Below are 22,035 nucleotides of genomic sequence, written 5' to 3' on the forward strand. Positions count from 1 at the left end.
TCTTGCCCTTTGCGCTTCATTCGTAACCATTCTGTTACAAATCCCTTTGTAAATAATAAGTTATCCATATGCCTGGCGGTTCTTTTCAGCCGCTATCATTGGTACGACCTTTATGCCTTTTTAACCTTATGCGCTATTTTACGCTGCTTTACACATTGTGCTCAGTGTCTTTCCCTTCTCTATCTGTATCAGCCAGCGAGATCAACCACGACCTTTCGCACTAAAAGATAATTTGATGTAGATCATTGTTTTTACGGTGAAATAACCACCTATGGTTAAGATCCAGGCGTTTTTTATAACTTCAGGTTCTAAAAAAGTGCCATAAGGATAAAGAATTACAACCAAACATTATTAGCTCGGTATTAATTTCATGAGTGATTAGATCTATACTTGTTTTCGTGATGCAAATCACACGAAAGAAAAAGATAAAAATAGACGACGAGGAAAAATACCATGAACGTTAAAACTACTATCGCGACTTTAAGTGTTCTCTCTGCCCTGTCATTTGGTGCTTTTGCAGCAGATTCTATTAATGCCGAACAGGCAGCGAATCTGCAACCTGCGGGCACCATCAGCGTCAGCGGCGTGGGCGGTTCTCCAATGGATATCCGTCAGCAGTTAAACGATAAAGCCGACCAGCAAGGTGCGAAAGCCTATCGCGTGGTTGAGGCGAATACCGGTGACAGCTACCACGCAACCGCTGAGCTGTACAAATAAGTTATTGGCTTAAAAAGCAATGTGAACGGCGACCCGTTTGAGACGCTCTTGCCTCTCAGGTTGCCGGCCCCCATTTCAGGAGAGTGAATCATGAAAACCAAATTAGCTATCGCAGTATTGGGCATGGCTTCTGTTCTTTCTTTTGGCGCGAGTGCCGCCAGCCTGGTTTCAAACCAACAAGCTGAACAGCTGCAATCTCTGAACCAAACCATCAGCGTGAGCGGTGTTGACGGCGACCAAACCAACGTGCGTCAGGAACTGTCACAGAAAGCCGATGCGCAGGGTGCCAGCCATTACCGCATCATCGAAAGCAACCGTGGCGATACTTTCCACGTAACTGCTGAACTGTACAAATAATCACTAATTGAACGTCCGGTGCCTTGATGGCGCCAGGCAATAGATCGACGACCCGCCACCCCTTTTCTGCCGCAGGTTGTTGATTAAACGAGGAGAAAATTATGAAAATCAAAACAACCATCGCAACTGCTACCCTGCTTTCCCTGTTCGCCTTTGGTGCTTCTGCAGCACAACTGGTCACCGAACAACAGGCGCAGAATCTGCAACCTACCGGCAGCACCATTTCAATCAGCGGAACCGGCGGTTCGCCAATGGACTATCGTGCCGAGCTTTCTCAGAAAGCGGATGAGCAAGGTGCCAGCGCTTACAAAGTGATTGAAGCGAAAACCGGCGACAGCTACCACGTGACAGCTGAGCTGTATAAGTAATTCCTCGTCAATTAAGACGAACCCTTTGGCCCCGCTCGCCGGGGCCCTTTTTACTTTATATTGAAGCGGAGCTGGCCTTCCAGCTCCTCTTCTGCTTCATCAAATAGCAGGATTAATGCGCCATACCGGCGTTTCTGCCCTTTCCCCAGATTTACAAATTCAATCTCCAGCGGCAACGGCAGTTGCTCACCGACAATCGCATCCCAAAGATTGTCAAGATCGTTGATGGCGAGATCGGCTAACGCAAAACGATCGCTAAACTGTCGATAAAAATGGGCTTGATCGACAATCTCGTCGAAATCGAAACGCTCGGTTCTCATCATGACGCCCTCTTGGTTGTTGCGGCTAGCTGAGTCCGCCGAGGTGCAACGCTTTAACTTCCAGATACTCTTCCATCCCCAACACCGATCCTTCGCGTCCCAGTCCAGACTCTTTCACGCCGCCAAACGGTGCCAGCTCAGTGGATACCGCGCATTCGTTAATGCCGATCATGCCCGCTTCCAGCGCCGCTGAGACGCGGAATACCCGGTGCAAATTCTGCGTGTAGAAGTAAGCCGCCAGGCCAAATTCGGTATTGTTGGCACGCGCAATCACCTCGGCTTCATCGTCAAAGCGGAAGCAAGCCGCAACCGGACCAAACGTCTCTTCCTGCGCCAGCTTCATCTCTTCATGCGCTTCGCCAATCACCGTTGGTTGCCAGAAGTTGCCGCCAAGAGGATGACGTTCGCCGCCGACCAGCAATTTGCCGCCTTTACTCAATGCATCTTTGACGTGCTCTTCCACTTTCTCCAGGGCGGAGGGCTCAATCAGCGGGCCAACGATCACGCCTTCTTCCACGCCATTTCCGACTTTTAGTTTGCCCACCGCATCGGCCAGTTGATTAACGAAGCGATCGTAGACCGCGTTATGCACATAGAAGCGGTTGACGCTGACGCACACCTGTCCGGCGTTGCGGAATTTGTTGGCAATCGCGCCCTGCACCGCCGCATCAATATCGGCATCATCAAACACGATGTAAGGCGCGTTGCCGCCTAACTCCATCGAGACCTTTTTCATGGTTTCAGCCGCATTACGCATCAGCGTTTTGCCCACCGCGGTGGAACCGGTAAAGGAGATTTTGCGCACCGCCTTGCTGGCCATAATCGCGTCGCTGATGGCATGCGTATCGCCCGCCACCGCATTGAGTACGCCATCAGGCACACCGGCTTTCTGCGCCAGCGCCAGCAACGCGAAGGCGCTCAGCGGTGTGTTGTTAGCGGGTTTGATGATGCCGGTACAGCCTGCGGCCAATGCGGGGCCAAGTTTGCGCGTCAGCATCGCCATCGGGAAATTCCACGGCGTGATCGCCGCGACCACACCAATTGGTTCGCGCGTCGCCAGAATGCGCGAGCCCGGTTTAGCCGGCGGGATGATTTCACCGTTGGCGCGTTTCGCCTGCTCGGCAAACCACTGAATAAAGCTGGCGGCGTATTCCACTTCACCTTCGGCTTCTTTAAGCGGTTTACCCTGCTCGGCCGTCATCAACTGGCCGAGCCAGCTTTTGTTCTCGATGATCAGCTGATACCAGCGATAGAGGATTTCGGCACGCGCCTTGGCGGTTTTATCGCGCCAGGCGGGAAACGCACGCTGCGCGGCGGCAATCGCCTGTTCGGTTTCTTGCTGGCCGGCTTTCGCCACGTTAGCGATAACTTCGCCGGTGGCAGGATTGGTCACCTCAAAGGTGGCGCTGGCGTTATGCCATTGACCATCAGCAAAATAGCCGGTCTTGAATAATTCGTGTTGTTGCAGGGAAGTGGACATCGGTTTTCTCCTGTCAGTTTGCGTCCTGTCAGGAAAGTATAGATGCCAATATCAGAGGTTTTTGTGTCAGCGTGGGATCTAAAAGGCCGCTGCAGGTTGCAGCGGCCAGTTTCAGATTTGTATTAAGGTGTTCTGATACTTATCCAGCATCAGCGCCAGACGTTTCACCGGCTCGGTGACGTTATCAGGCGCAGCATAGTGCTGCAGCTTCTCCTGATACACATCCAGCTCCTTGAGCAGCCGCTCGAAGTAATAGCGGCGCTTATCATCGCTGGTTGCGGAGATGATGCGATCGGCGGTGTAGCGCAGCTGGCGGTGATAAGCCGATAACTCCGCATTCACCGGCACTTCAGCATTACGCAGGCGTTGATGGCCGATAATCAGGGTCAGCGCGATACGGTACTTATCGATATCGCCGGGGAACAGGTTGAGCAGCAAAAACAGTTGCTGATACAGCGCCGGCAAGTGATTTTCACGACGACGCGCCTGATTAGTGGTCAGCGCAGCCACCGCGGCATACATAAAGCGATTCAGCAGTTTACGTCCGGTACGCTCTTTGGATTTATCGCGAATCAGCAGAATCACCATCATCGCTACAAAGCAGCCAATCACCTGGCCCAGCACGTTATCGAGGAATACGTTGAACTCGAACTTCATCGGGTTATCCAGCACCAGCACGTTGATGGTACCAATCAACGCACCCAGCGTACCCAACTGACGACGCTGCACGAAGATGCCGCCGATAAAACCCAGCGCGCCGATGGCGATACACAACAGCAGCGCACTTTGCTGGGTCGCGGGCAGAATAAAGATGAAGTAGAGCGCGCCGAGCGGCACCGCAACCGTCATGCCGTAAAGGAAGTCTTTCGCCATCATTAACGGATTCGGCATACGCATCGCCAGCGCGGTGATCACCGCCAGCATCACCATGCAGCCGCTGCCTGATGTCCAGCCGGTATACAGCCAGAACAGCGATCCCAGCGCGGTGGCGACGAAGGTACGTATACCGTTGATCATCGCGTGATGGGTTTCCGCAGAGCGCGCCTGAATCACTACCTCACGCTGCAGAATGCTCTCTTCCAACGTGGTGATGCGGCTATTACTTTTAATGCCGTTAATCAGCAGCAGATATTCAGTGGCCGCGCCGACCCAACTCGCCAGCGTCACCGGCACGGTTTTGCTGCTCACGCCAATCAGGCGACGCATCACCTTCATGCGCTTATGCACATCGTTGACGCTGTTGACCTCTTTTTCGATCAGCAAACGATAGTGCGGTGGAATGTATTCCGGACGCGAGTTTTGAATCAGGAAAGTTTCGGCGGCCTGCGTGATCAGCGTCAGCGATAAGGTGTTGAGCATTTGCAGGCGGCGGCTGGAGTTTTTCCAGCGTGAGGATTCCATCATCAGCTGGCCGCGCATGCCGTTGAGTGCCGTGGTGCGACGCACTAACGCGCTCCAGGCTTTATCCACTTCCTCTTTGTCTTCATGCGCGACGCACAGCTGCAGCAATTTGTAGTGCGCCACCAGCAGCGCGTCCACTTCCTGCTCAATCACTTTCTTGATCGAACGCGGCGAGAACAGCATGTCGGCGAGGATGGCACACAGAATACCGATGACGATTTCACTGCAGCGCTCAACCGCGTACTGCGGAGCCAGCGTTAAGCCGCCGCTGGCATCCGCCGTCACCACGATGATCAGCGCGGTGTAACCGGCAAGACCCAACGCATAGGAGTTTTCGACTTTGATCAGCGAAGAGAGCCACACGCACATGCCGGCCCACATACAGCACAGCAGCAGCATCACCACCGGCGCGCGCACCGTGGCAATCATGATGGTGAGCGCGGCGATACAGCCAATAAAAGTACCGATGATGCGCAGAATGCCGCGATAGCGCAGCGCGCCAGAATAGGGATCGCCCCCCGCAGCAAAGGCGGTACCACCGGCCACGATGCCGGCGGTCATTACCGCCCAACGCGGCGTTTCCAGATTGAAGTGAAAGCCAATCATCAACGCCGCAACCAGCGCGAAGGTGAGCTTCACCGGGAAACGCAAAAACTCAATCATATCGCCCTCGCTTAACCAAACTCACGCAGGCGATTGAACAACTGTGCCAGCGGCGAGACTTTGGTTTCGCGATCCTGCGCACCGGTGATCACCACCGTCGCCGTGGTCCCCGCCGGGAAGCGGTTGCCCGGTTGCTCGTCGAGACGAATACGCACCGGCACACGCTGCGCCAGACGCACCCACTCCAGATTCGAGTCGATGGTTGCCATGCCTTTGCTGTCGCTGGTGCTGCTGCTGTTGGTTACGCCCGCCGCGATACTGTCAACGGTGCCGCGCAGTACCGCGTTGCTCCCCAACGGGGTGATTTGCGCGCGGAAGCCCGGACGCACGCCATCCAGCTTGGTCTCTTCCATATAGGCCAGCACATAGAAGGAGTGCTGTTGCACCAGCGCCACGGCTACCGAGCCGCGCGTGATGAATTCGCCCTGATAGACATTGAGGTTGGTGACCCAGCCGTCAGATGGCGCTTTGATAGTGGTGCGATCGAGGTCGATCACCGCCAGGTCGCGCGTGGCCACAGACTTCGCCAGCTGATGCTCGCTGGTTTGCAGATCGTTGTTGGATTGCTCAATCGCTTCACGCGACATGGCGCTGGTCCCCAACTGATTGCGGCGACTGGCTTCACGGCGTTTTTCACTCACCAAAGCCTGGTAATACTCGACATCCGCCTGGGCTTCGTCCAGCGCTTTTTGGTAGCGCGGACGGTCAACCACAAACAGCGTGTCGCCTTTTTTCACCAGCTGGTTGTCGTGCACCGGCACGTCAGTGATGATGCCGGTGACGTCAGGCGAGATCGCCACCACATCGGCAGAGAATTTGGCATCACGCGTCCACGGTGATTCGGTGTAGAACACCCAGGCGCGGAAGATGATCACGATGGCGATGACAACCAGCAGGAGTGTAATCGCGTATCGCGCGATTTTTCTTATTAGCGCTTTCACTTAAAAAACCTCAGACGAATAAACGGGATACAAGGTAAAACACGCAGCAATACAGCGCAGTGTTAAACAGTGCCGGATGCCAAACCAGATCGTAGATCCCGCTAGGCGTTAGCACGCGTTTCACCAGCCAGAACAGCGCCAGTGAAACCAGTAGTTCAATGAAGATGGGCGGAAAACTCAGCCCGAATACGACAAATACCGGAAGCACACTCATTTCGGATCCTTAGTTCGACCTTGCCGGATTGCACCGATACCTGCCCACGTGCCGTATAGCACGTTGGGTTTACGATCAGGGGATGACGGATAAACTGATGGCAACATTCAGGCCGCGTTGAGCTAATCATAGCGTATCATCGGGCTAACACAGCCGTGTTCAGGTGCAGTGAAGAGACCCAGCGCGCGTATAGTAACGCGCTTGACTATACGTTTTCTACATATTGTGAGCTAAATCACTTTTTAGCCAGAGTAAACAATGGATCGACTTAAAAGCATGTCCATTTTCGCCAAAGTGGTTGAATTGGGTTCATTTACCGCCGCGGCGCGCCAGCTACAGCTTAGCGTTTCGTCTATCAGCCAGATTGTCGCCAAACTGGAAGATGAGTTACAGGTTAAATTGCTTAATCGCAGCACGCGCAGCATTGGCTTGACTGAGGCCGGAAAGATCTATTTTCAGGGCTGTCGCCGCATGCTGGCGGAGGCGTCGCAGGTACACGAGCAGCTGTACGCCTTTAACAACACGCCGATCGGTATTCTACGGATCGGCTGCTCATCGACGATGGCGCAGAATGTGTTATCGGCGATGACCAGCGAAATGTTACGCGAATATCCGGGTTTGGGGGTCAATCTGGTGACGGGCATTCCTGCTCCCGATTTGATTGCCAACGGTTTGGATTTGGTGGTGCGCGTGGGCGCGCTGCAGGATTCGAACTTGTTCTCGCGTCGGCTGGGTGCAATGCCGATGGTGGTGTGCGCGGCGAAGAGCTATCTGGCGCAGCATGGCACGCCGGAAAAACCCAGCGAGATCGATAATTTTTCGTGGCTGGAATATAGCGTGCGGCCGGATAACACTTTTGAACTGGTTGCGCCGGAAGGATTGGTTACCCGCCTTACGCCGCAGGGCCGTTTCGTCACCAACGATTCGCAGACGCTGATTCGCTGGCTGAAAGCAGGTTGCGGTATCGCCTATGTGCCGTTGATGTGGGTGATTGATGAGATCAATGCGGGGGAGATCGATATTCTGTTCCCGCAATATCACTCGGAGCCGCGCCCGGTCTATGCGCTCTATACCGAGAAAGACAAGCTGCCGCTGAAAGTGCAGGTGTGCATTGATTATCTGACCGAGTATTTCAGGCAGGTAGCGCAGCAGTATCAGCAGCATCGGAAAGGTTGAGGGCAGATGTTCAGGTCGCCATACATGGCGACCTGACAACGTTAGGCGGTACCACCTACGGTGATTTTATCCAGCTTCAGCGTTGGCTGACCCACGCCAACCGGTACGCTTTGTCCCTCTTTACCGCATACGCCGACGCCTTTATCCAGCGCCAGATCGTTGCCGACCATCGAGATCTGCTGCATCGCTTCGATGCCGGAGCCAATCAGCGTGGCGCCTTTCACGGGCGTCGTCACTTTACCGTTCTCGATCAGATAAGCTTCTGAGGTGGAGAACACGAACTTACCGGACGTGATATCAACCTGGCCGCCGCCGAAGTTTGGCGCGTAAATGCCGTACTCCACGCTTTCAATGATATCTTGCGGCGTCGATTTGCCTGCCAGCATGTAAGTATTGGTCATGCGCGGCATTGGCAGGTGCGCGTAAGATTCACGGCGACCATTGCCAGTTGGATTGACGCCCATCAGGCGCGCATTCAACTTGTCCTGCATGTAGCCTTTCAGCACGCCATTTTCGATCAGCATGTTGTACTGGCCCGGCACGCCTTCATCATCGACCGCCAGCGAACCGCGCAGACCTTCAATGGTGCCATCGTCAACCACGGTACACAGCTCTGAAGCCACCAGTTGGCCCATTTTGCCGCTGAATACCGATGTCGCACGACGGTTGAAGTCACCTTCCAGACCATGTCCAACGGCTTCGTGCAGCAGCACACCCGGCCAACCTGCGCCCAGCACCACCGGCAACATGCCAGCGGGTGCCGCCACGGCGGAGAGATTGACCAGCGCCATGCGCACCGCTTCGCGCGCCCAGGCATCGGCACGCACATCACCGCTCTCATCAGCGAGGAAGAATTCATAACCGGTACGCGCGCCGCCGCCGCTTGAGCCACGTTCGCGTTTACCCTGATCTTCCACTTGCACGCTGATGGAAAGACGCACCAGCGGACGAATATCTGCGGCCAGCGTGCCGTCAGTTGCGGCGACCAGCACTTGTTCGTAAACACCGCTCAGACTGGCATTCACTTCCTGCACACGTGGATCGGCAGCACGCGCCACTTTATCAACACGGTGCAGCAGGGCAATTTTGTCTTCGCGCGTCAGGCTATCCAGCGGATTAACGGGCGCATACAACGAACGGTTCAGCACCGCCGATAAGGTATGCGCTTTGCCGTTGCCTTGTTCACGCACAATGCTGCGCGCCGCTTCAGACGACTGACGCAGTGCATTCAGGGAAATCTGGTCAGCGTAGGCGAAACCGGTTTTCTCGCCGCTCACGGCGCGGACGCCCACGCCCTGATCGATATGGTAAGAACCATCTTTAATAATTTTGTCTTCCAGCACCCAGGATTCGTGGAAACTGGACTGGAAATAGAGATCGGCATAATCCAGACGACGTTCTGAAAGCTGCCCTAACAGGGAATAAAGGTCCTGCTGATTAATGCTGTTCGCAGTTAGCAACTGCTCACTTACCAGATTCAGAGTCATCGTTTCTCACTCATTATGTGCTCGGATAGTCATAGCCTGCGGCAATTACCCGACGGCGTCAAATTCACTTCTTCTCGTCTTCACGCGGTTTGCGCAGTACTTCATTGATTTCCGGCTTATCCAGCGGTCCGCTGATGTGGTAGCGCAACAGTGAAATCTTATTCCACAGCGGTCCCAGCACTTTGCTGGCGGCGAAGACCGCAGCACCGACCACCGGATTGATGACGAATGCAGTGGCGACGCCAACCGACGCGGAGATTTCCGGGGCGACCACCGCTTCCATGTCGATCTGACGCTTCACCAAATCGATGTTGCCCTTCATGGCGATATCCGCTTCCAGGCCATCCACCAGCAGGTTATCGGTACGCATCACACCGTTTTCAATCCACGCGGTGCCATTGATCGAATCGAAATAGAAACCGTCACTAAAAGTGTCGCTGAAATCGAAGCGCATCTTGCGTAGCAAGGCATCAAAGCTAAACAGGCGCAGCAACTGCCCGGCGCGACCGGTATTCACATCGGCGATCTCACCTTTGCCAAAGTGGGTTTTCAGCGTACCGCTTAGCGTCTCTTCCGATGGCTGCCACGGCGCAGAACGCCAGTGCAGATCGTAATCGAGTTTAAACGGTGCATCGCGCAGCGGCGTATTCATGCCAAACCAGTTAGCCGCATCATTGATGTTGTCGCCGCTCAGGCTGCCCTTCAGCGAAGTGCGCTGATCGCCGGGTTTATTCACCCATTCCCCCGCCACATTTAATTTTGAGCTGCCAGAATCAATCGAGGCGTTAGTGAGTGCTAACGTATCGCCTTGCGGCTGTAACTTCGCCTGCATATGGCCAAACTTCTGCCCGCGAATCCAGCACTCATCACAGTTGAGCTGCAACGCTGGCCAGCTGCTGAAGTTGATGTTGCTGCTGTTGCCGCCAAACGGCGATGATTTTCCATCGCTTTTCTCAGCCCATTCAGGATTGTAGTAAAGATAGCTCAGGTTGATCTGCCACGGAGAGCGCTGCGCCGTCTGCAAACTGCCACGTGCTTCACGGCTCTCCAGCTGCAAGTGGGTATTGCCGGCTGGCCCCTGCGTAACGGTAGCGTTAACGTCGTGCCATTGCTGACCACCAAGCGTCAGCGCCGGTGTGCGCAGAATAAAGTCGCCCGGCAGCGCCGCGCCGCCCACTTCCGGCTCGCCCTGAGCGTTACGCGCACTGCCCGCGCCAGCCATCATCCCCATCCAGGCTTCGCCGTTCAGCGGCGGGAGATTCAGCTCCATGCCGCGCTTCTCGGGCAGCTTCGGTGTGCTTTTCGCATCATTCAGCCAGATCCCGCGATCAACGCGCAGCTGCGGCTCCAGAATCCAGCGGCTATTGAAACGATGGCGCTCGCGCACGCTGCCGCTCAAGGTAAAGCCTTTAAGATCACCATCCGCGTTGATGGTAATCGGCATCGCTTCACCGGCCGCTTTATCCAGCGGTGCAGGTAAGTGACTGCTTACTGCTTTGCCCTCGCCTTGCAGTGCAACTTTGTAGGTTGCGCCACCTTTATGCGGCAGCGTGATATCCACATTGCCCTGCCACGGTAAAGAACCGTCTAACTGGCGCGTGATGGCATCCGGCAGCACCTTGAGTTTACCTGGCTGCCAATCGCCCAGCAGTTTGACGTTCACGCCAAAATCGTTGGGATTCTCTTTCGTGCTGAAACTCACGCCGGTTGGCTGCCCGAACCAGTTGGCCTGCAGCTCTTCACTCTCCAGATTGCCGTTGTTGTAACGGAAGCGGCCGGTGAGATTGTTCAGCGTGGTATTTAACGGCTTGATATGCAGGCTGTTGTTGTTCAGCATCACATTGCCGCTGGCGTGCACCTGCTCGCCATCCAGTGGAATATCAAGATTCAACGTGCCGCGCACATTGCCGCCAATCTGTAGCTCCTGCAGCGCCGCGCCGAGCGTCGGTTTCAGTGGTGTTTGCTCGAAATAGTCAGCGATTTTTTTGCCTTCGCCGCTGATGTCACCATCGATGATCAACTTCTCTTTCAGGTAATCCGGGATCACCGCGCTGACATTGCGCGCATCAACCTCGCCGAGCCTGGTTTTATCGGCTTTCATCCACAAACCGTTGTTGAGGAAGTCGAGATTGATGTCGAGGTTTTCCAGCGCTGGCCAGCCGGGCTGGAACTGGAAGGTGGCATTGCGCAGCGGAACCCAAACTTCAAACATGCCGTCATTGTGTTTGAACGGGAACAGCGAGGGATCGCCAGCAAACAGCAGCGTGGCGTTATCCACCTGCCCGCCTTTAATCGCGTCACTGAGATAGTGAGTAAGATCGTGACCCATCAGCTGCTGCGGGAAATAACGCCACGCATCGCCAGCATCGATAACGCGAATTCCGGCGAGGATATCGAGGCGCGGCGCGGTACCCAAATTTTGCTGGTAGCGGAAATCGCCGCGTGCCCACAGCGAACGGGCCTGCACATCCAGCTGATGTCCATCCAGCGTTAAGCCGTTAGCATCGCGTAGCCAGTTGAGCTGGCCAGTGATCTGTTTAATCTGCAGCGGAGCCTGGAACATATCGCCGTACGGCACTTCCGCCTGGCCCATCGCCACATCCAGCAAGCCGTTGTTTAAGCTGCCGCTGGCGCTCCCGCTGAGATTGCTGATACCCGGCAGTAATTCCCACTGTTGCCAGGCGAGATCGCGCCATTTCACCTGCAAACGCGTTTGCTCAGGCTGCTGCAGCGGGATATCCAGCGCCAGCGCATCAATGTGGCCGCGTGGCTGTAGCGCACGCCAGTTATCCAGCAAGGTTGGGGAAAGCGGTGCAAACAGCGGAACGACGGGCGCTAGACGTTCTAAATCCAGCTGCGTGGCACGCACGCGCATCTCCGGAGCACTGTTGGCGCCGAGCATCTGCTTATCTTCTGGCTTCCACAGCAGGGAAAAATGTCCTGGCGCCCATGCGATGCCATCCGTTCTCAAGCGGGTTTGCGGTACCGAAAGGCTCCAGCCATTCTGGTAGCGCGACAAGTGCGCGGTTAAGCCATCAACCTCTAATTGATGATCGCCCTGCTCGCCGCGCCAGCGCGCGCCACCTTTGCTCAACAGCAAATCACCGGCGTAGAGATCGCCATCGCGCAAATTCGCCCACGCGGCCAGACTGAAGCGCGCGCTTTCAAGGCTGGTGTTATCACGCAGCCACGGACCAATCCACGGTCGCACATCCACATCATCGGCCTGCATCCAGATGCGGCCATCGCTGAGTAAACCGTTGCTGTCGTTGAGATCAAGTCGCACCTGCACCACGCCATGCTGGCCGGTAAAACTGGAGAGGCTCACTTCGCCCTCGGCGCGGTGACGGGTATTTTCGTTCAGCCAGGTAAGGCGCGGGATCGCCAGTTCAGCATGCTGGCCGGACGGCGTCAGAAAACGGATGCTGCTGTCGCGCAGATCGAAGTGATCAAACTGACGCAAAAACAGATCGTTGATTTGCGCAGGTTTGAAGCTGTTCTTCTGTTCGTCACTGGTGAACAGCGGATGATTGGTTTCGAGATGCAGCTGCCAGAAGGTGAGATCGCGGAATTGCCAGCGCCAGTGCAGCAGCGATTGCCACACATTGAGCGCCAGATTGACGCGGCCGATGGTCAGTTGCCCATCTTCCTGCATCGCGACGTTGAGATTGCGCATCTGCAGCGTCGGGCCAAAATTCTCCCATTTGCCCTGCAGTTCGCTGGCCGTCACCGTGACGCCGCTGACGCGTGAGATCGTCTGCAGAATATCGCTGCGATAACTGTTGAGGTGCGGCATCACGAGGCGCAACCCGCTGACCAGCAGCGCCACAATTACGATGATTGCGGCGAGCAGCAGTAACAAAATCCTCGGCAACCGCCTCACACACCTCTCCTTGCTGTCCGTTGGCTTGCGGAACTCAACCTCAAAATCACATCATGACGACATCAAACTGCTCTTGGGTATAGAGCGGTTCAACATGAACTTTGACCTGTTTACCGACGAAAATCTCCACTTCCGCCAGCGCGTGTGACTCTTCGCCCTTCAGCGCGTCGCCCACCGCCGGGGAAACGTACACCAGGAAACGGTCGGAATCGTAGGCGTGATGCACGCGCACAATTTCACGCATGATCTCATAGCAGACGGTTTCCACCGTTTTCAAGGTGCCGCGCCCTTTACACACCGGGCAATCGGCGCACAGCACATGTTCAATACTTTCACGCGTGCGTTTACGCGTCATCTCCACCAAACCGAGCGCCGAGAAACCATTGATGCCGGTTTTCACCCGATCTTTGCTCAGCGCGCTCTCCAGCGAATGCAGCACGCGGCGGCGATGCTCGTCGTTACTCATGTCGATGAAATCGATAATGATGATGCCGCCGAGGTTGCGCAGTCGCAGCTGACGCGCGATCGCTTGCGTCGCTTCAATGTTGGTGTTGAAGATGGTCTCGTCGAGATTGCGGTGTCCGACAAACGCGCCGGTGTTGATATCCACCGTGGTCATGGCTTCGGTTTGATCGATAATCAGATAGCCGCCGGATTTTAGCTCGACCTTACGCTCCAGCGAACGCTGGATTTCGTTCTCAACGTCGAACAGATCAAAAATCGGCTGTTTGCCGCTGTAAAGCTCCAGCTTGCTGGCCATTTCCGGAATATATTCGCTGGTAAATTCCACCAGCAAATCACAGGTCAAACGTGAGTCCACGCGAATGCGATCCAGCGCGGCACCGGCGAAATCTCGCAGTACGCGCTGCGCTAACGCCAGCTCACCGTAGAGCAGGCAGCGCGTCTGATTACGCTTTTTACGCTCGCTGACTTTGGTCCACAAACGTTTCAGGAAAGCGGCATCCTGCGACAACTCTTCCGAACCAATGCCTTCCGCAGCGGTACGAATAATAAAGCCGCCGAGATCGTCACAGTGCGCTGCAACCACCGTTTTCAGTCGTTCGCGCTCAGCCTCGCTCTCAATACGCTGCGAGACGCCAACGTGTGACGCGCCGGGCATAAATACCAGATAGCGTGAAGGCAACGTAATGTCGGTGGTGAGGCGCGCACCTTTGGTGCCCAGCGGATCTTTCACCACCTGCACCATCAGATCCTGGCCGGGACGCACCAGCTCGCCAATGTCGCGCACTACAAAATTTTTCTTCTCATCACCCGCCACGCATTCGGTGTGCGGCATGATGTCGGAAGCGTGCAGAAAGGCGGCTTTTTCCATGCCGATATCGACAAAGGCCGCTTGCATGCCAGGTAAGACGCGACTGACGCGTCCTTTATAGATGTTGCCCACGATGCCACGTCGTGCTTCACGCTCAATGTGGATTTCCTGCAGAATGCCGCCATCAATGTAGGCAACACGGGTTTCCGAAGGTGTCACATTTACCAGCAGTTCAGCCGTCATCTTGTCCCCTTAACGCCCGCAGTGACTGAAAATGACTCAGCAGCTCACCGGTCTCAACCAGCGGCAATCCCACCACGGCGTGATAACTTCCATTAATCTTGCGGACAAAATTGCCGCCAAGGCCCTGAATTCCGTACGCGCCGGCTTTATCCATCGGCTCGCCACTGGCAATATAGTGCGAAATTTCCTCCGCCGTCATCGTGCGGAAGGTCACGTCCGTGGTCACCAGACAATCCAGCTCACGCTGCGTATCGGCCAGCGCCACCGCGGTCATCACCTGATGAGTTTGTCCCGACAGCTTGCTCAGCATCGCGGCGGCGTGCGCGGCATCCTGCGGTTTTTCCAGTACTTCACCGTTCAGCACCACGATGGTATCAGCACCCAGCACCGGCAGATCCTGCGGTGCCACAGCGACGCCCGCGCGCGCCTTATCTGACGCCAGACGACGCACGTAAGCGTCAGCCGCTTCTTCAGGCTGACGCTGCTCTTCTACGTGGGTAATCAGGCGTTCAAATTGCAGACCAAGCTGCGTTAACAGCTCACGTCGACGCGGTGAACCGGATGCGAGGTACAGGCTTATCATAGTATTCCTTACTGAACAGCGAATTGACGGCGAATCTTTCTCATCAATAAGAATAGCCAGGGCCACAGGACGCCGTCGACCACGCTACTCCAGAAGATTTCCGGACGGAAAGAAACGTTGATCACCATGAATTCTGCCCAGAAAACAATCACATCCACCGCAAGGGACAGCACCATAACCATTAATGCCTGCTGCCACAACGCTAAGTTTCGGAATAACTGAAATTTAAAGGCCACCAGATACGCGATGATGCTAAAGGCTAACGCGCGCACGCCCAGCGTTGAACCCGCCACCAGATCCATAATGGCACCAAGACAAAAACCGGTACCAACATTCACCCGATGCGGCAGCGCCAGCACCCAATAAATGAGGATCAGCAATAGCCATGATGGCCGGAACATATAGATCTGTTCCGGCCACGGCATGATTTGCAGGATGAGGGCAATCAGAAAGGACAGCCAGATAACCCATCGGCCCTGGCTGCGATATCGACTCAAGGCTGGCCTCCGCGTGTGTTCGCAGAATTCCCTTGCGAACGACTGCTGTTAGCGGGTTGCGGTGGCCCCATTTGCTGCGAAGACTGCAAAGTATCCGGTGCCGGTGGGCCCATTTCGCCTGCTGGCGGCAGCACCTGCGGCATCATCTGCATTAAACGTTCGTTGGCCACGCGGTGCACTTCGTCCGGTGCCATCGGTGCGACGCCGTTGCGATCCGCGCCCCACAGCAGCAGCAGATAGCGCAAACGCTGCAAGCCAGCGGCTGGACGCGCCTGAATCACCGTGTAAGCGCGCTGTGTATCGACTTTCACCGAAGAGACCACGCCAACCGGATAACCTTCCGGGAAGCGGCCGCCCAGGCCAGACGTGACTAACACATCGCCCACGCGAATATCGGTGTTGCCCGGTAGATGCTCCAGCTGCAGATCTTCGCTGCAGCCATTACCGGCGGCAATAACACGAATATCATTACGCAGCACCTGAATCGGCAACGCATGCGACGCGTCGCAAATCAACAGTACGCGGCTGGTCACCTGACCCACCGCGACCACCTGACCGACTACACCTTTATCACTGATCACCGGCTGGCCTTCGTAAACACCGTTTACGCTGCCTTTGTCGATAACCACCTGATCGGTATAAGGATCGGTGCCGGTGGAGATCACCTGCGTCACCATCTTGTGCTCATCCTGGCGCAGCGGCGAGCCAAGCAGTTCGCGCAGACGCGCGTTTTCCTGCTTATATTGCCCCAGCATCAGCAAGTCACTGTTTTTCAGGAAGAGCTCGCGGCGCAGTGCTTTATTTTCCAGCTCCAATTGCTGACGTGACGCCAGGGTTTCGGAAACGCCATCAAGAAGTTGTCTTGGCCCGTTGGCCAAAAAATAAAATGGACTGACCGATGTGTCCAGGTAGTTGCGGATCTGGGAAAAGGAGCTCACGCGGCTATCGGCGATAATAATCGCGATAGCCACAATGACTGCCAGAAAGAGGCGCAACTGCAGGGAAGGTCCCCTGCTAAAAATCGGCTTCATAAATTCTGCGTGTTCCTCGACATCAGGGAAGAAGCGTTAGCCTAAATCACCAACGCCTCAGGGCTGGACGCATTTCGCCGTCGTGCGTTGCAGCGTCAGCATAGGCGCTATTCCCTGCGCAATTTGACCAGGGCCTCAGCCGTTGAGGAATTACTCCTCGCTGAACAAATCGCCGCCATGCATGTCGATCATTTCCAACGCTTTACCACCGCCGCGTGCTACGCAGGTCAGCGGATCTTCTGCCACGACTACCGGAATACCGGTCTCTTCCATCAGCAGGCGATCGAGGTTACGCAGCAATGCGCCACCTCCGGTCAGCACCATACCGCGCTCGGAGATGTCAGAGGCCAGCTCTGGCGGGCACTGTTCCAGTGCAACCATCACCGCGCTCACTATGCCGGTCAGCGGTTCCTGCAGCGCTTCAAGAATCTCGTTCGAGTTCAGGGTAAAGCCACGTGGCACACCTTCTGCCAGGTTACGGCCGCGAACTTCAATCTCGTGTACTTCATCGCCCGGATAAGCAGAACCGATACCATGCTTGATACGCTCTGCAGTCGCTTCACCAATCAGTGAACCGTAGTTGCGGCGAACATAATTAATGATAGCTTCATCGAAGCGGTCACCACCAATACGCACAGAAGAGGAGTAAACCACGCCGTTCAGCGAGATCACTGCTACTTCAGTGGTACCACCACCGATATCCACCACCATAGAACCGGTTGCTTCAGAAACCGGCAGACCTGCACCAATCGCCGCAGCCATTGGCTCTTCAATCAGGAACACTTCGCGTGCGCCTGCACCCTGTGCAGATTCACGGATGGCGCGACGCTCAACCTGGGTCGCACCCACCGGTACGCAGACCAGCACACGCGGGCTTGGACGCATAAAGCTATTGCTATGCACTTGCTTAATGAAGTGCTGCAGCATTTTTTCGGTAACGAAGAAGTCGGCGATCACGCCATCTTTCATAGGACGGATAGCAGCGATGTTGCCCGGCGTACGGCCCAGCATCTGCTTAGCGTCATGACCGACAGCCGCTACGCTCTTTGGGGAGCCGGCACGATCCTGACGAATGGCAACCACAGAAGGCTCGTTTAACACGATGCCTTGTCCTTTCACGTAAATCAGGGTATTCGCGGTACCCAAGTCAATGGACAAGTCATTGGAAAACATGCCACGAAATTTTTTAAACATACTAAGGGATAATCCTGCAAGCTGGGGGCGGAAAATAAAATCCGCCTACTTTACCAACCACGCGAAGCCGCTACAAGGCGCAAAAACGTTCGGCTTCGGTGAAAAAATACGCTGAATACTTTTTTGGCCTGATCGTAGGGTCTTTTGCCGCAGTTAAATGGCGTTAACACGCCGTTTTAACCTAAATTGCCCCGGCGCTAGCCGGCGAATTTCGACATAAAATCTAACATTTCCAGCCGCCAGCATCGCGCGCTCCGGCACTAATAAGCGATAAAAACAGCCATCAGCCTGCACTTCGCGCGCTGAAGGTCTAAATTCGATAACGTTGCGAGTGTTTCTTTACATTACTGTTGACCGGCAACGAGGGCGCAAAGAAATCGCCCTGCCCGCCCGAAACACCTAATCCCGACAGCGTTTGCCACTCCGCGCGTGTTCGCACACCCGCGGCGAAAACTTGAGTTGGTGATGACTTACACACTTCCAGCAAGCTTTGCACAAACAGCTGGTTCTCGGTGCGTCGTTCAATATTGCGTACCAAACCCGGCGCAAGTTTAATCACTTCTATCGGGAATTGTTTGATATAAGCGCTGCTCACCACCGTCAAACCAGCCTGATCCACCGCAATGCGACAGCCAAATGCGGTTAACATGTGAAAAACCGGCACTAAACGGCTGATGTGTTGACAAACGTCGGCCTCAGCAAGTTCAAATAAAAAACGTTTTCTTTGCGATTTGCTGCACTGTAGCAGCAGTTTTTGCAGCCAGCGCTGAAAAGGCCGCTGCAACAGCGAATCAATATTCACGGGAAGTGCCAGAGTTTCGTCCGGCCACACTTCCGAAAGCGCCGCGATGCGCGTCACCAGTTGACGATCCCAGCTGTCAGTCATACCCAGCTGCAATACCAGCGGCATAAACTCAGCCGACACCACTTCTTTGTCGCCATCAAACACACGCGTCAGTAATTCACGATGATGGACTTTTCCATCCAGCAACACCGCCGGCTTTTGGTAAAGTCGCGGACCACCACGATTGAGCGTGTTCTCCAGCAAGGTCCGCCAGCGCACACTGCCGCGCCCCATATCCAGCGTATTGCCTTCGCCAACCGACCAGCTATTACCGCCCTGCAATGTCGCACGCCGCGTAGCCATCTCCACATTTTCCATCACCTGCGACACGCTCTGACCGCTGCGCCACGCGCTGATTCCGATGTGGATCAAATCATCACGATCGACCATGCGCATCGGCGGCAGTGAATCGACGGCATTAATCAGTTGATCGGCAATGCTGTTGGCTTCTTTTAAAGTGCGATGCGGCAGCAAGACGGCGAAATCACTGCGGAAATATCGCGCCAGCAGCGCGCCCGGATAGCGCAGCACAAAGGTCGACAGCATATTAATCAAATCAAACAGATACTCTTCCACCAGCGTTGGGCCGAGGGTTTCGTGCAGCATATCGAGGTCCGGCAGACGCACCATCATCACCACGCCGTGCGTGCCGACATCTTCCTGATCTTCCAGCAACGTCGCCAATTGGTTATCAAAGAACAAACGATTGTTCAGGCCGGTACGCGGATCCTGCGCCGCAAAGGTGCGAATTAAAGTATCGATGCGTAAACGCTGCTCGCCCGCTTCCTGCAAATCGCCCAGCAGCGCATCGATGGCGCGACTGGCTTTCGGCGGCCATTCCGCGACATGGTCCTCCTGCGAACGACGTTCACCGGTCAGAATGCGATCGGCGCGCGCTTCTAATTGCTCCATATCCTGCCAGCGCCGCTTGAGCCAGCGGTTGGTCATGACCAGCAGCACGCACATGATCGCGACGACCGTAAACAGGACCACCAGCGTATAAGTGCCGGTAAAGGAGCGAAACAGCGTTTTGGCCGGATCCAGCACCACCACGCGCAGTTCGAGGCCCGGCGAATGCGTCAGGGGCAAATCGAACTGCACAAAGCGATTGGGCTCATCTTCTAACATCGGATTTTCATGGCGGGCTAAACTAAACACTAACGTATTGCCGTTCAGCAGCTGCATCTGTTCGGCATTGACCACCGGCATCATGCGCGTCAGCCACTGCGTGATTTCCTGCGGCGATTGTGAAGCCAGTGCTTTATCCACTTCAGTCGCCAGCGTTTGCATCCGCGTTTCCACGCGCTGCTGCGATAGCCAGATAAAACTAAAAGCGCAGCCCACCAGCATCAATATCATCGCCAGTAAACTTAATAAGGTAATAAACGCAGAAAATTTAGTTGTTAATCGCATCCCTGTGCCTGCATCACTGCGGTTATGAACGGTGTTAATCCGTTGGCGCCACGCTTACCCCTGGCGCAAACCTGAGCAAAATAGCACAAATCAAGGTGTGATTCAGCGCCAGACTGGCATCAAAATCGCACATAACACAGCATGATAAGCGCTACGGCGCGAGTATAGCGTTAAACCGTGATGGCCTGACTTTGCTATGGGCTTTTTCGTCCTATTCTCAAAGAGGGCGATGCGCCAGGAAATTTCACATTTTTCCCCGCAAGTTCGCGCCCGACACTGAAGTTGAGCATGCTGGTCATAATTTACTATTCACAGGAGAACGTCATGAACCTGAAGCACTTGCTCACAGAAGCCGACGTCACGCCAGAAAGCGTCTTTAATATGCGCCGCCGTCAGGTGCTAAAAGCGTTGGGATTAGGTGCAGCAGCAGCCAGTTTACCCGGCACCGCGCAAGCCGATGTGCTGAGCTGGTTTAAAGGCAATGATCGTCCGCCCGCGCCCGCTGGCCGTGATTTAGATTTTACTAAACCGGCTGAATGGCAAGCCGATTTGCCGCTCACGCCGTTTGATAAGGTGTCAGGTTATAACAACTTCTATGAATTTGGCCTTGATAAAGCCGATCCTGCTGCCAACGCTGGCACGCTGAAAACCGATCCGTGGAAGCTGCGTATCGAAGGCGAAGTTGCCAAACCGATCACGCTGGATATGGATGACATCTTCAAGCGTTTTGCCATGGAGCAGCGCATCTACCGCATGCGCTGTGTCGAAGCCTGGTCGATGGTGATTCCGTGGGTCGGTTTTGAACTCAACAAGCTGCTCAAACTGGCTGAACCCACCAGCAATGCGCGCTTTGTGGCGTTTGAAACGCTATACGCACCCGACCAAATGCCGGGTCAGAAAGATCGCTTTATCGGCGGCGGGCTGGATTATCCCTATGTGGAAGGCTTGCGGCTTGATGAAGCGATGCATCCGCTGACGCTGCTGAGTACCGGCGTGTATGGCAAAGCGCTGCCGCCGCAGAATGGCGCACCGATTCGCCTGACGGTGCCGTGGAAATATGGCTTCAAAGGGATTAAATCGATTGTGAAGATTACGCTGACGCACGATCGCCCGCCAACGACCTGGAGCCAGATCGCCGCCAATGAGTATGGTTTCTACGCCAATGTGAACCCGCATGTGAATCATCCGCGCTGGTCGCAGGCAACCGAGCGCTTTATCGGTGCGGGCGGCATTCTGAAGGTTGATCGCCAACCTACGCTGCTGTTCAACGGCTACGCGAAAGAGGTGGCGTCGCTGTATCGCGGCCTGGATTTACGGGAGAACTATTGAGTGCGCCTCTCTTTACGTCACATCACTGCGTTGAAAGTCGTGCTGCATCTGGCGGCTTTTCTGCCGTTTGTGTATCTGTTTATGGCAGCGAGTCAGGGCTGGCTGAGCGCTGATCCGGCCAAAGATATCCAGCATTTTACCGGCAGAATGGCGCTTAAGTTGCTGCTCGCCACGCTGCTGGTCAGCCCGCTGACACGCTACCTGAAACAGCCGCTGCTGATTCGCACTCGCCGCCTGCTCGGCGTGTGGTGTTTCGCCTGGGCCAGTTTGCACCTTACCAGCTACTACCTGCTGGAACTTGGCTACGATCATCTGCGTTTACTCGGCAGCGAGCTGGTTTCGCGTCCTTATTTGTTACTGGGGATGATCAGCTGGATTATTCTCTTCGCCCTCGCCATCACCTCATTCCAGCGCATGCAGCGCAAACTGGGTCGTCGCTGGCAAACGCTGCATAACGGCGTCTATCTGGTCGCGATCCTCGTGCCGATACACTATATCTGGTCAGTGAAAGTGCTCTCCCCTCAGCCGGTGATCTACACCGTGCTGGCCATTGCGCTGTTAGCGTGGCGTTACAATAAGTTGCGTAGACTTCTCCCCAGATAATCCCCGCACGGTTGTGTT

At 55.2% G+C, this 22,035-nt stretch carries 19 protein-coding genes; 6 read left to right on the plus strand and 13 right to left on the minus strand.

Translation table 11 applies throughout. The features are described 5' to 3' along the window. Positions 1-453: 453 nt before the first annotated feature. The 3 genes from yhcN (DEU53_RS13465) to yhcN (DEU53_RS13475) all read left to right on the plus strand — a co-directional run bounded on the left by yhcN (DEU53_RS13465) (position 454) and on the right by yhcN (DEU53_RS13475) (position 1,442). Positions 454-717 (plus strand): peroxide/acid stress response protein YhcN, encoded by a 264-nt coding sequence (gene yhcN, locus DEU53_RS13465; RefSeq protein WP_101762851.1) that lies wholly within the window; start codon positions 454-456, stop codon positions 715-717. Between the two features lie 90 nt (positions 718-807). Next, positions 808-1,074: a YdgH/BhsA/McbA-like domain containing protein gene (locus DEU53_RS13470; RefSeq protein ID WP_110867442.1), complete on the plus strand. Its 267-nt coding sequence runs from the start codon at positions 808-810 to the stop codon at positions 1,072-1,074. Between the two features lie 101 nt (positions 1,075-1,175). Next, complete coding sequence (yhcN, locus tag DEU53_RS13475; RefSeq protein WP_008101968.1) at positions 1,176-1,442, plus strand: peroxide/acid stress response protein YhcN; 267 nt, start codon at positions 1,176-1,178, stop codon at positions 1,440-1,442. A gap of 50 nt (positions 1,443-1,492) precedes the next feature. Here yhcN (DEU53_RS13475) and DEU53_RS13480 read toward each other — a convergent pair whose 3' ends face one another. The 5 genes from DEU53_RS13480 to aaeX all read right to left on the minus strand — a co-directional run bounded on the left by DEU53_RS13480 (position 1,493) and on the right by aaeX (position 6,461). Next, on the minus strand, positions 1,493-1,762 hold the full coding sequence (locus tag DEU53_RS13480) for a hypothetical protein (protein WP_110867457.1): 270 nt from the start codon (positions 1,760-1,762) through the stop codon (positions 1,493-1,495). Between the two features lie 25 nt (positions 1,763-1,787). Next, entirely contained in the window at positions 1,788-3,242 is a 1,455-nt protein-coding gene (locus DEU53_RS13485) for an NAD-dependent succinate-semialdehyde dehydrogenase (RefSeq protein ID WP_110867443.1), read from the minus strand. A gap of 111 nt (positions 3,243-3,353) precedes the next feature. Next, positions 3,354-5,306, minus strand: a complete 1,953-nt coding sequence (gene aaeB, locus DEU53_RS13490) for a p-hydroxybenzoic acid efflux pump subunit AaeB (RefSeq protein WP_110867444.1) — start codon at positions 5,304-5,306, stop codon at positions 3,354-3,356. Positions 5,307-5,317: 11 nt separating this feature from the next. After that, positions 5,318-6,247: a p-hydroxybenzoic acid efflux pump subunit AaeA gene (aaeA, locus tag DEU53_RS13495; RefSeq protein ID WP_101762847.1), complete on the minus strand. Its 930-nt coding sequence runs from the start codon at positions 6,245-6,247 to the stop codon at positions 5,318-5,320. Between the two features lie 10 nt (positions 6,248-6,257). Next, positions 6,258-6,461, minus strand: a complete 204-nt coding sequence (gene aaeX / locus DEU53_RS13500; protein ID WP_021508145.1) for a p-hydroxybenzoic acid efflux pump operon protein AaeX — start codon at positions 6,459-6,461, stop codon at positions 6,258-6,260. A 258-nt stretch (positions 6,462-6,719) separates the two neighbouring features. Here aaeX and aaeR point away from each other — a divergent pair, with 258 nt between their 5' ends. Then, positions 6,720-7,637, plus strand: a complete 918-nt coding sequence (gene aaeR / locus DEU53_RS13505; protein ID WP_101762846.1) for an HTH-type transcriptional activator AaeR — start codon at positions 6,720-6,722, stop codon at positions 7,635-7,637. 41 nt (positions 7,638-7,678) lie between these two features. Here the strand turns inward: aaeR and tldD are convergent, their stop codons facing one another. The 8 genes from tldD to csrD all read right to left on the minus strand — a co-directional run bounded on the left by tldD (position 7,679) and on the right by csrD (position 20,085). After that, the gene (gene tldD / locus DEU53_RS13510; RefSeq protein ID WP_110867445.1) at positions 7,679-9,124 is read right to left on the minus strand and encodes a metalloprotease TldD; all 1,446 of its coding nucleotides are present in this window, start codon (positions 9,122-9,124) and stop codon (positions 7,679-7,681) included. A 64-nt stretch (positions 9,125-9,188) separates the two neighbouring features. Further along, positions 9,189-13,007: an AsmA2 domain-containing protein YhdP gene (gene yhdP / locus DEU53_RS13515; protein ID WP_110867446.1), complete on the minus strand. Its 3,819-nt coding sequence runs from the start codon at positions 13,005-13,007 to the stop codon at positions 9,189-9,191. Between the two features lie 46 nt (positions 13,008-13,053). Further along, positions 13,054-14,523, minus strand: coding sequence for a ribonuclease G (gene rng / locus DEU53_RS13520; RefSeq protein WP_101762841.1), 1,470 nt, complete (start codon positions 14,521-14,523; stop codon positions 13,054-13,056). After that, entirely contained in the window at positions 14,513-15,106 is a 594-nt protein-coding gene (locus DEU53_RS13525; protein ID WP_101762840.1) for a nucleoside triphosphate pyrophosphatase, read from the minus strand. The genes rng and DEU53_RS13525 overlap by 11 nt, the downstream gene beginning before the upstream one ends. 8 nt (positions 15,107-15,114) lie before the next feature. Continuing rightward, positions 15,115-15,603, minus strand: coding sequence for a rod shape-determining protein MreD (gene mreD, locus DEU53_RS13530; protein WP_110867447.1), 489 nt, complete (start codon positions 15,601-15,603; stop codon positions 15,115-15,117). Continuing rightward, positions 15,600-16,634 (minus strand): rod shape-determining protein MreC, encoded by a 1,035-nt coding sequence (gene mreC, locus DEU53_RS13535; protein ID WP_008101989.1) that lies wholly within the window; start codon positions 16,632-16,634, stop codon positions 15,600-15,602. Before mreC ends, mreD begins: the two co-directional genes overlap by 4 nt. 150 nt (positions 16,635-16,784) lie before the next feature. Beyond that, positions 16,785-17,828: a rod shape-determining protein MreB gene (gene mreB, locus DEU53_RS13540; RefSeq protein ID WP_007891976.1), complete on the minus strand. Its 1,044-nt coding sequence runs from the start codon at positions 17,826-17,828 to the stop codon at positions 16,785-16,787. Positions 17,829-18,138: 310 nt separating this feature from the next. After that, positions 18,139-20,085, minus strand: coding sequence for an RNase E specificity factor CsrD (gene csrD / locus DEU53_RS13550; RefSeq protein WP_110867448.1), 1,947 nt, complete (start codon positions 20,083-20,085; stop codon positions 18,139-18,141). Positions 20,086-20,409: 324 nt separating this feature from the next. On the opposite strand from csrD, the gene msrP reads away from it, so the two are divergent. Beyond that, on the plus strand, positions 20,410-21,414 hold the full coding sequence (msrP, locus tag DEU53_RS13555; protein ID WP_101762837.1) for a protein-methionine-sulfoxide reductase catalytic subunit MsrP: 1,005 nt from the start codon (positions 20,410-20,412) through the stop codon (positions 21,412-21,414). Continuing rightward, positions 21,415-22,017 carry a protein-methionine-sulfoxide reductase heme-binding subunit MsrQ gene (msrQ, locus tag DEU53_RS13560; protein WP_110867449.1) on the plus strand — a complete coding sequence of 201 codons (603 nt, stop codon included), beginning with the start codon at positions 21,415-21,417 and terminating at the stop codon, positions 22,015-22,017. It begins immediately after the preceding gene. Positions 22,018-22,035: the final 18 nt, after the last annotated feature.

This window comes from Pantoea sp. AG1095 (genome assembly GCF_003208415.1).
Taxonomy (GTDB): domain Bacteria; phylum Pseudomonadota; class Gammaproteobacteria; order Enterobacterales; family Enterobacteriaceae; genus Pantoea; species Pantoea leporis.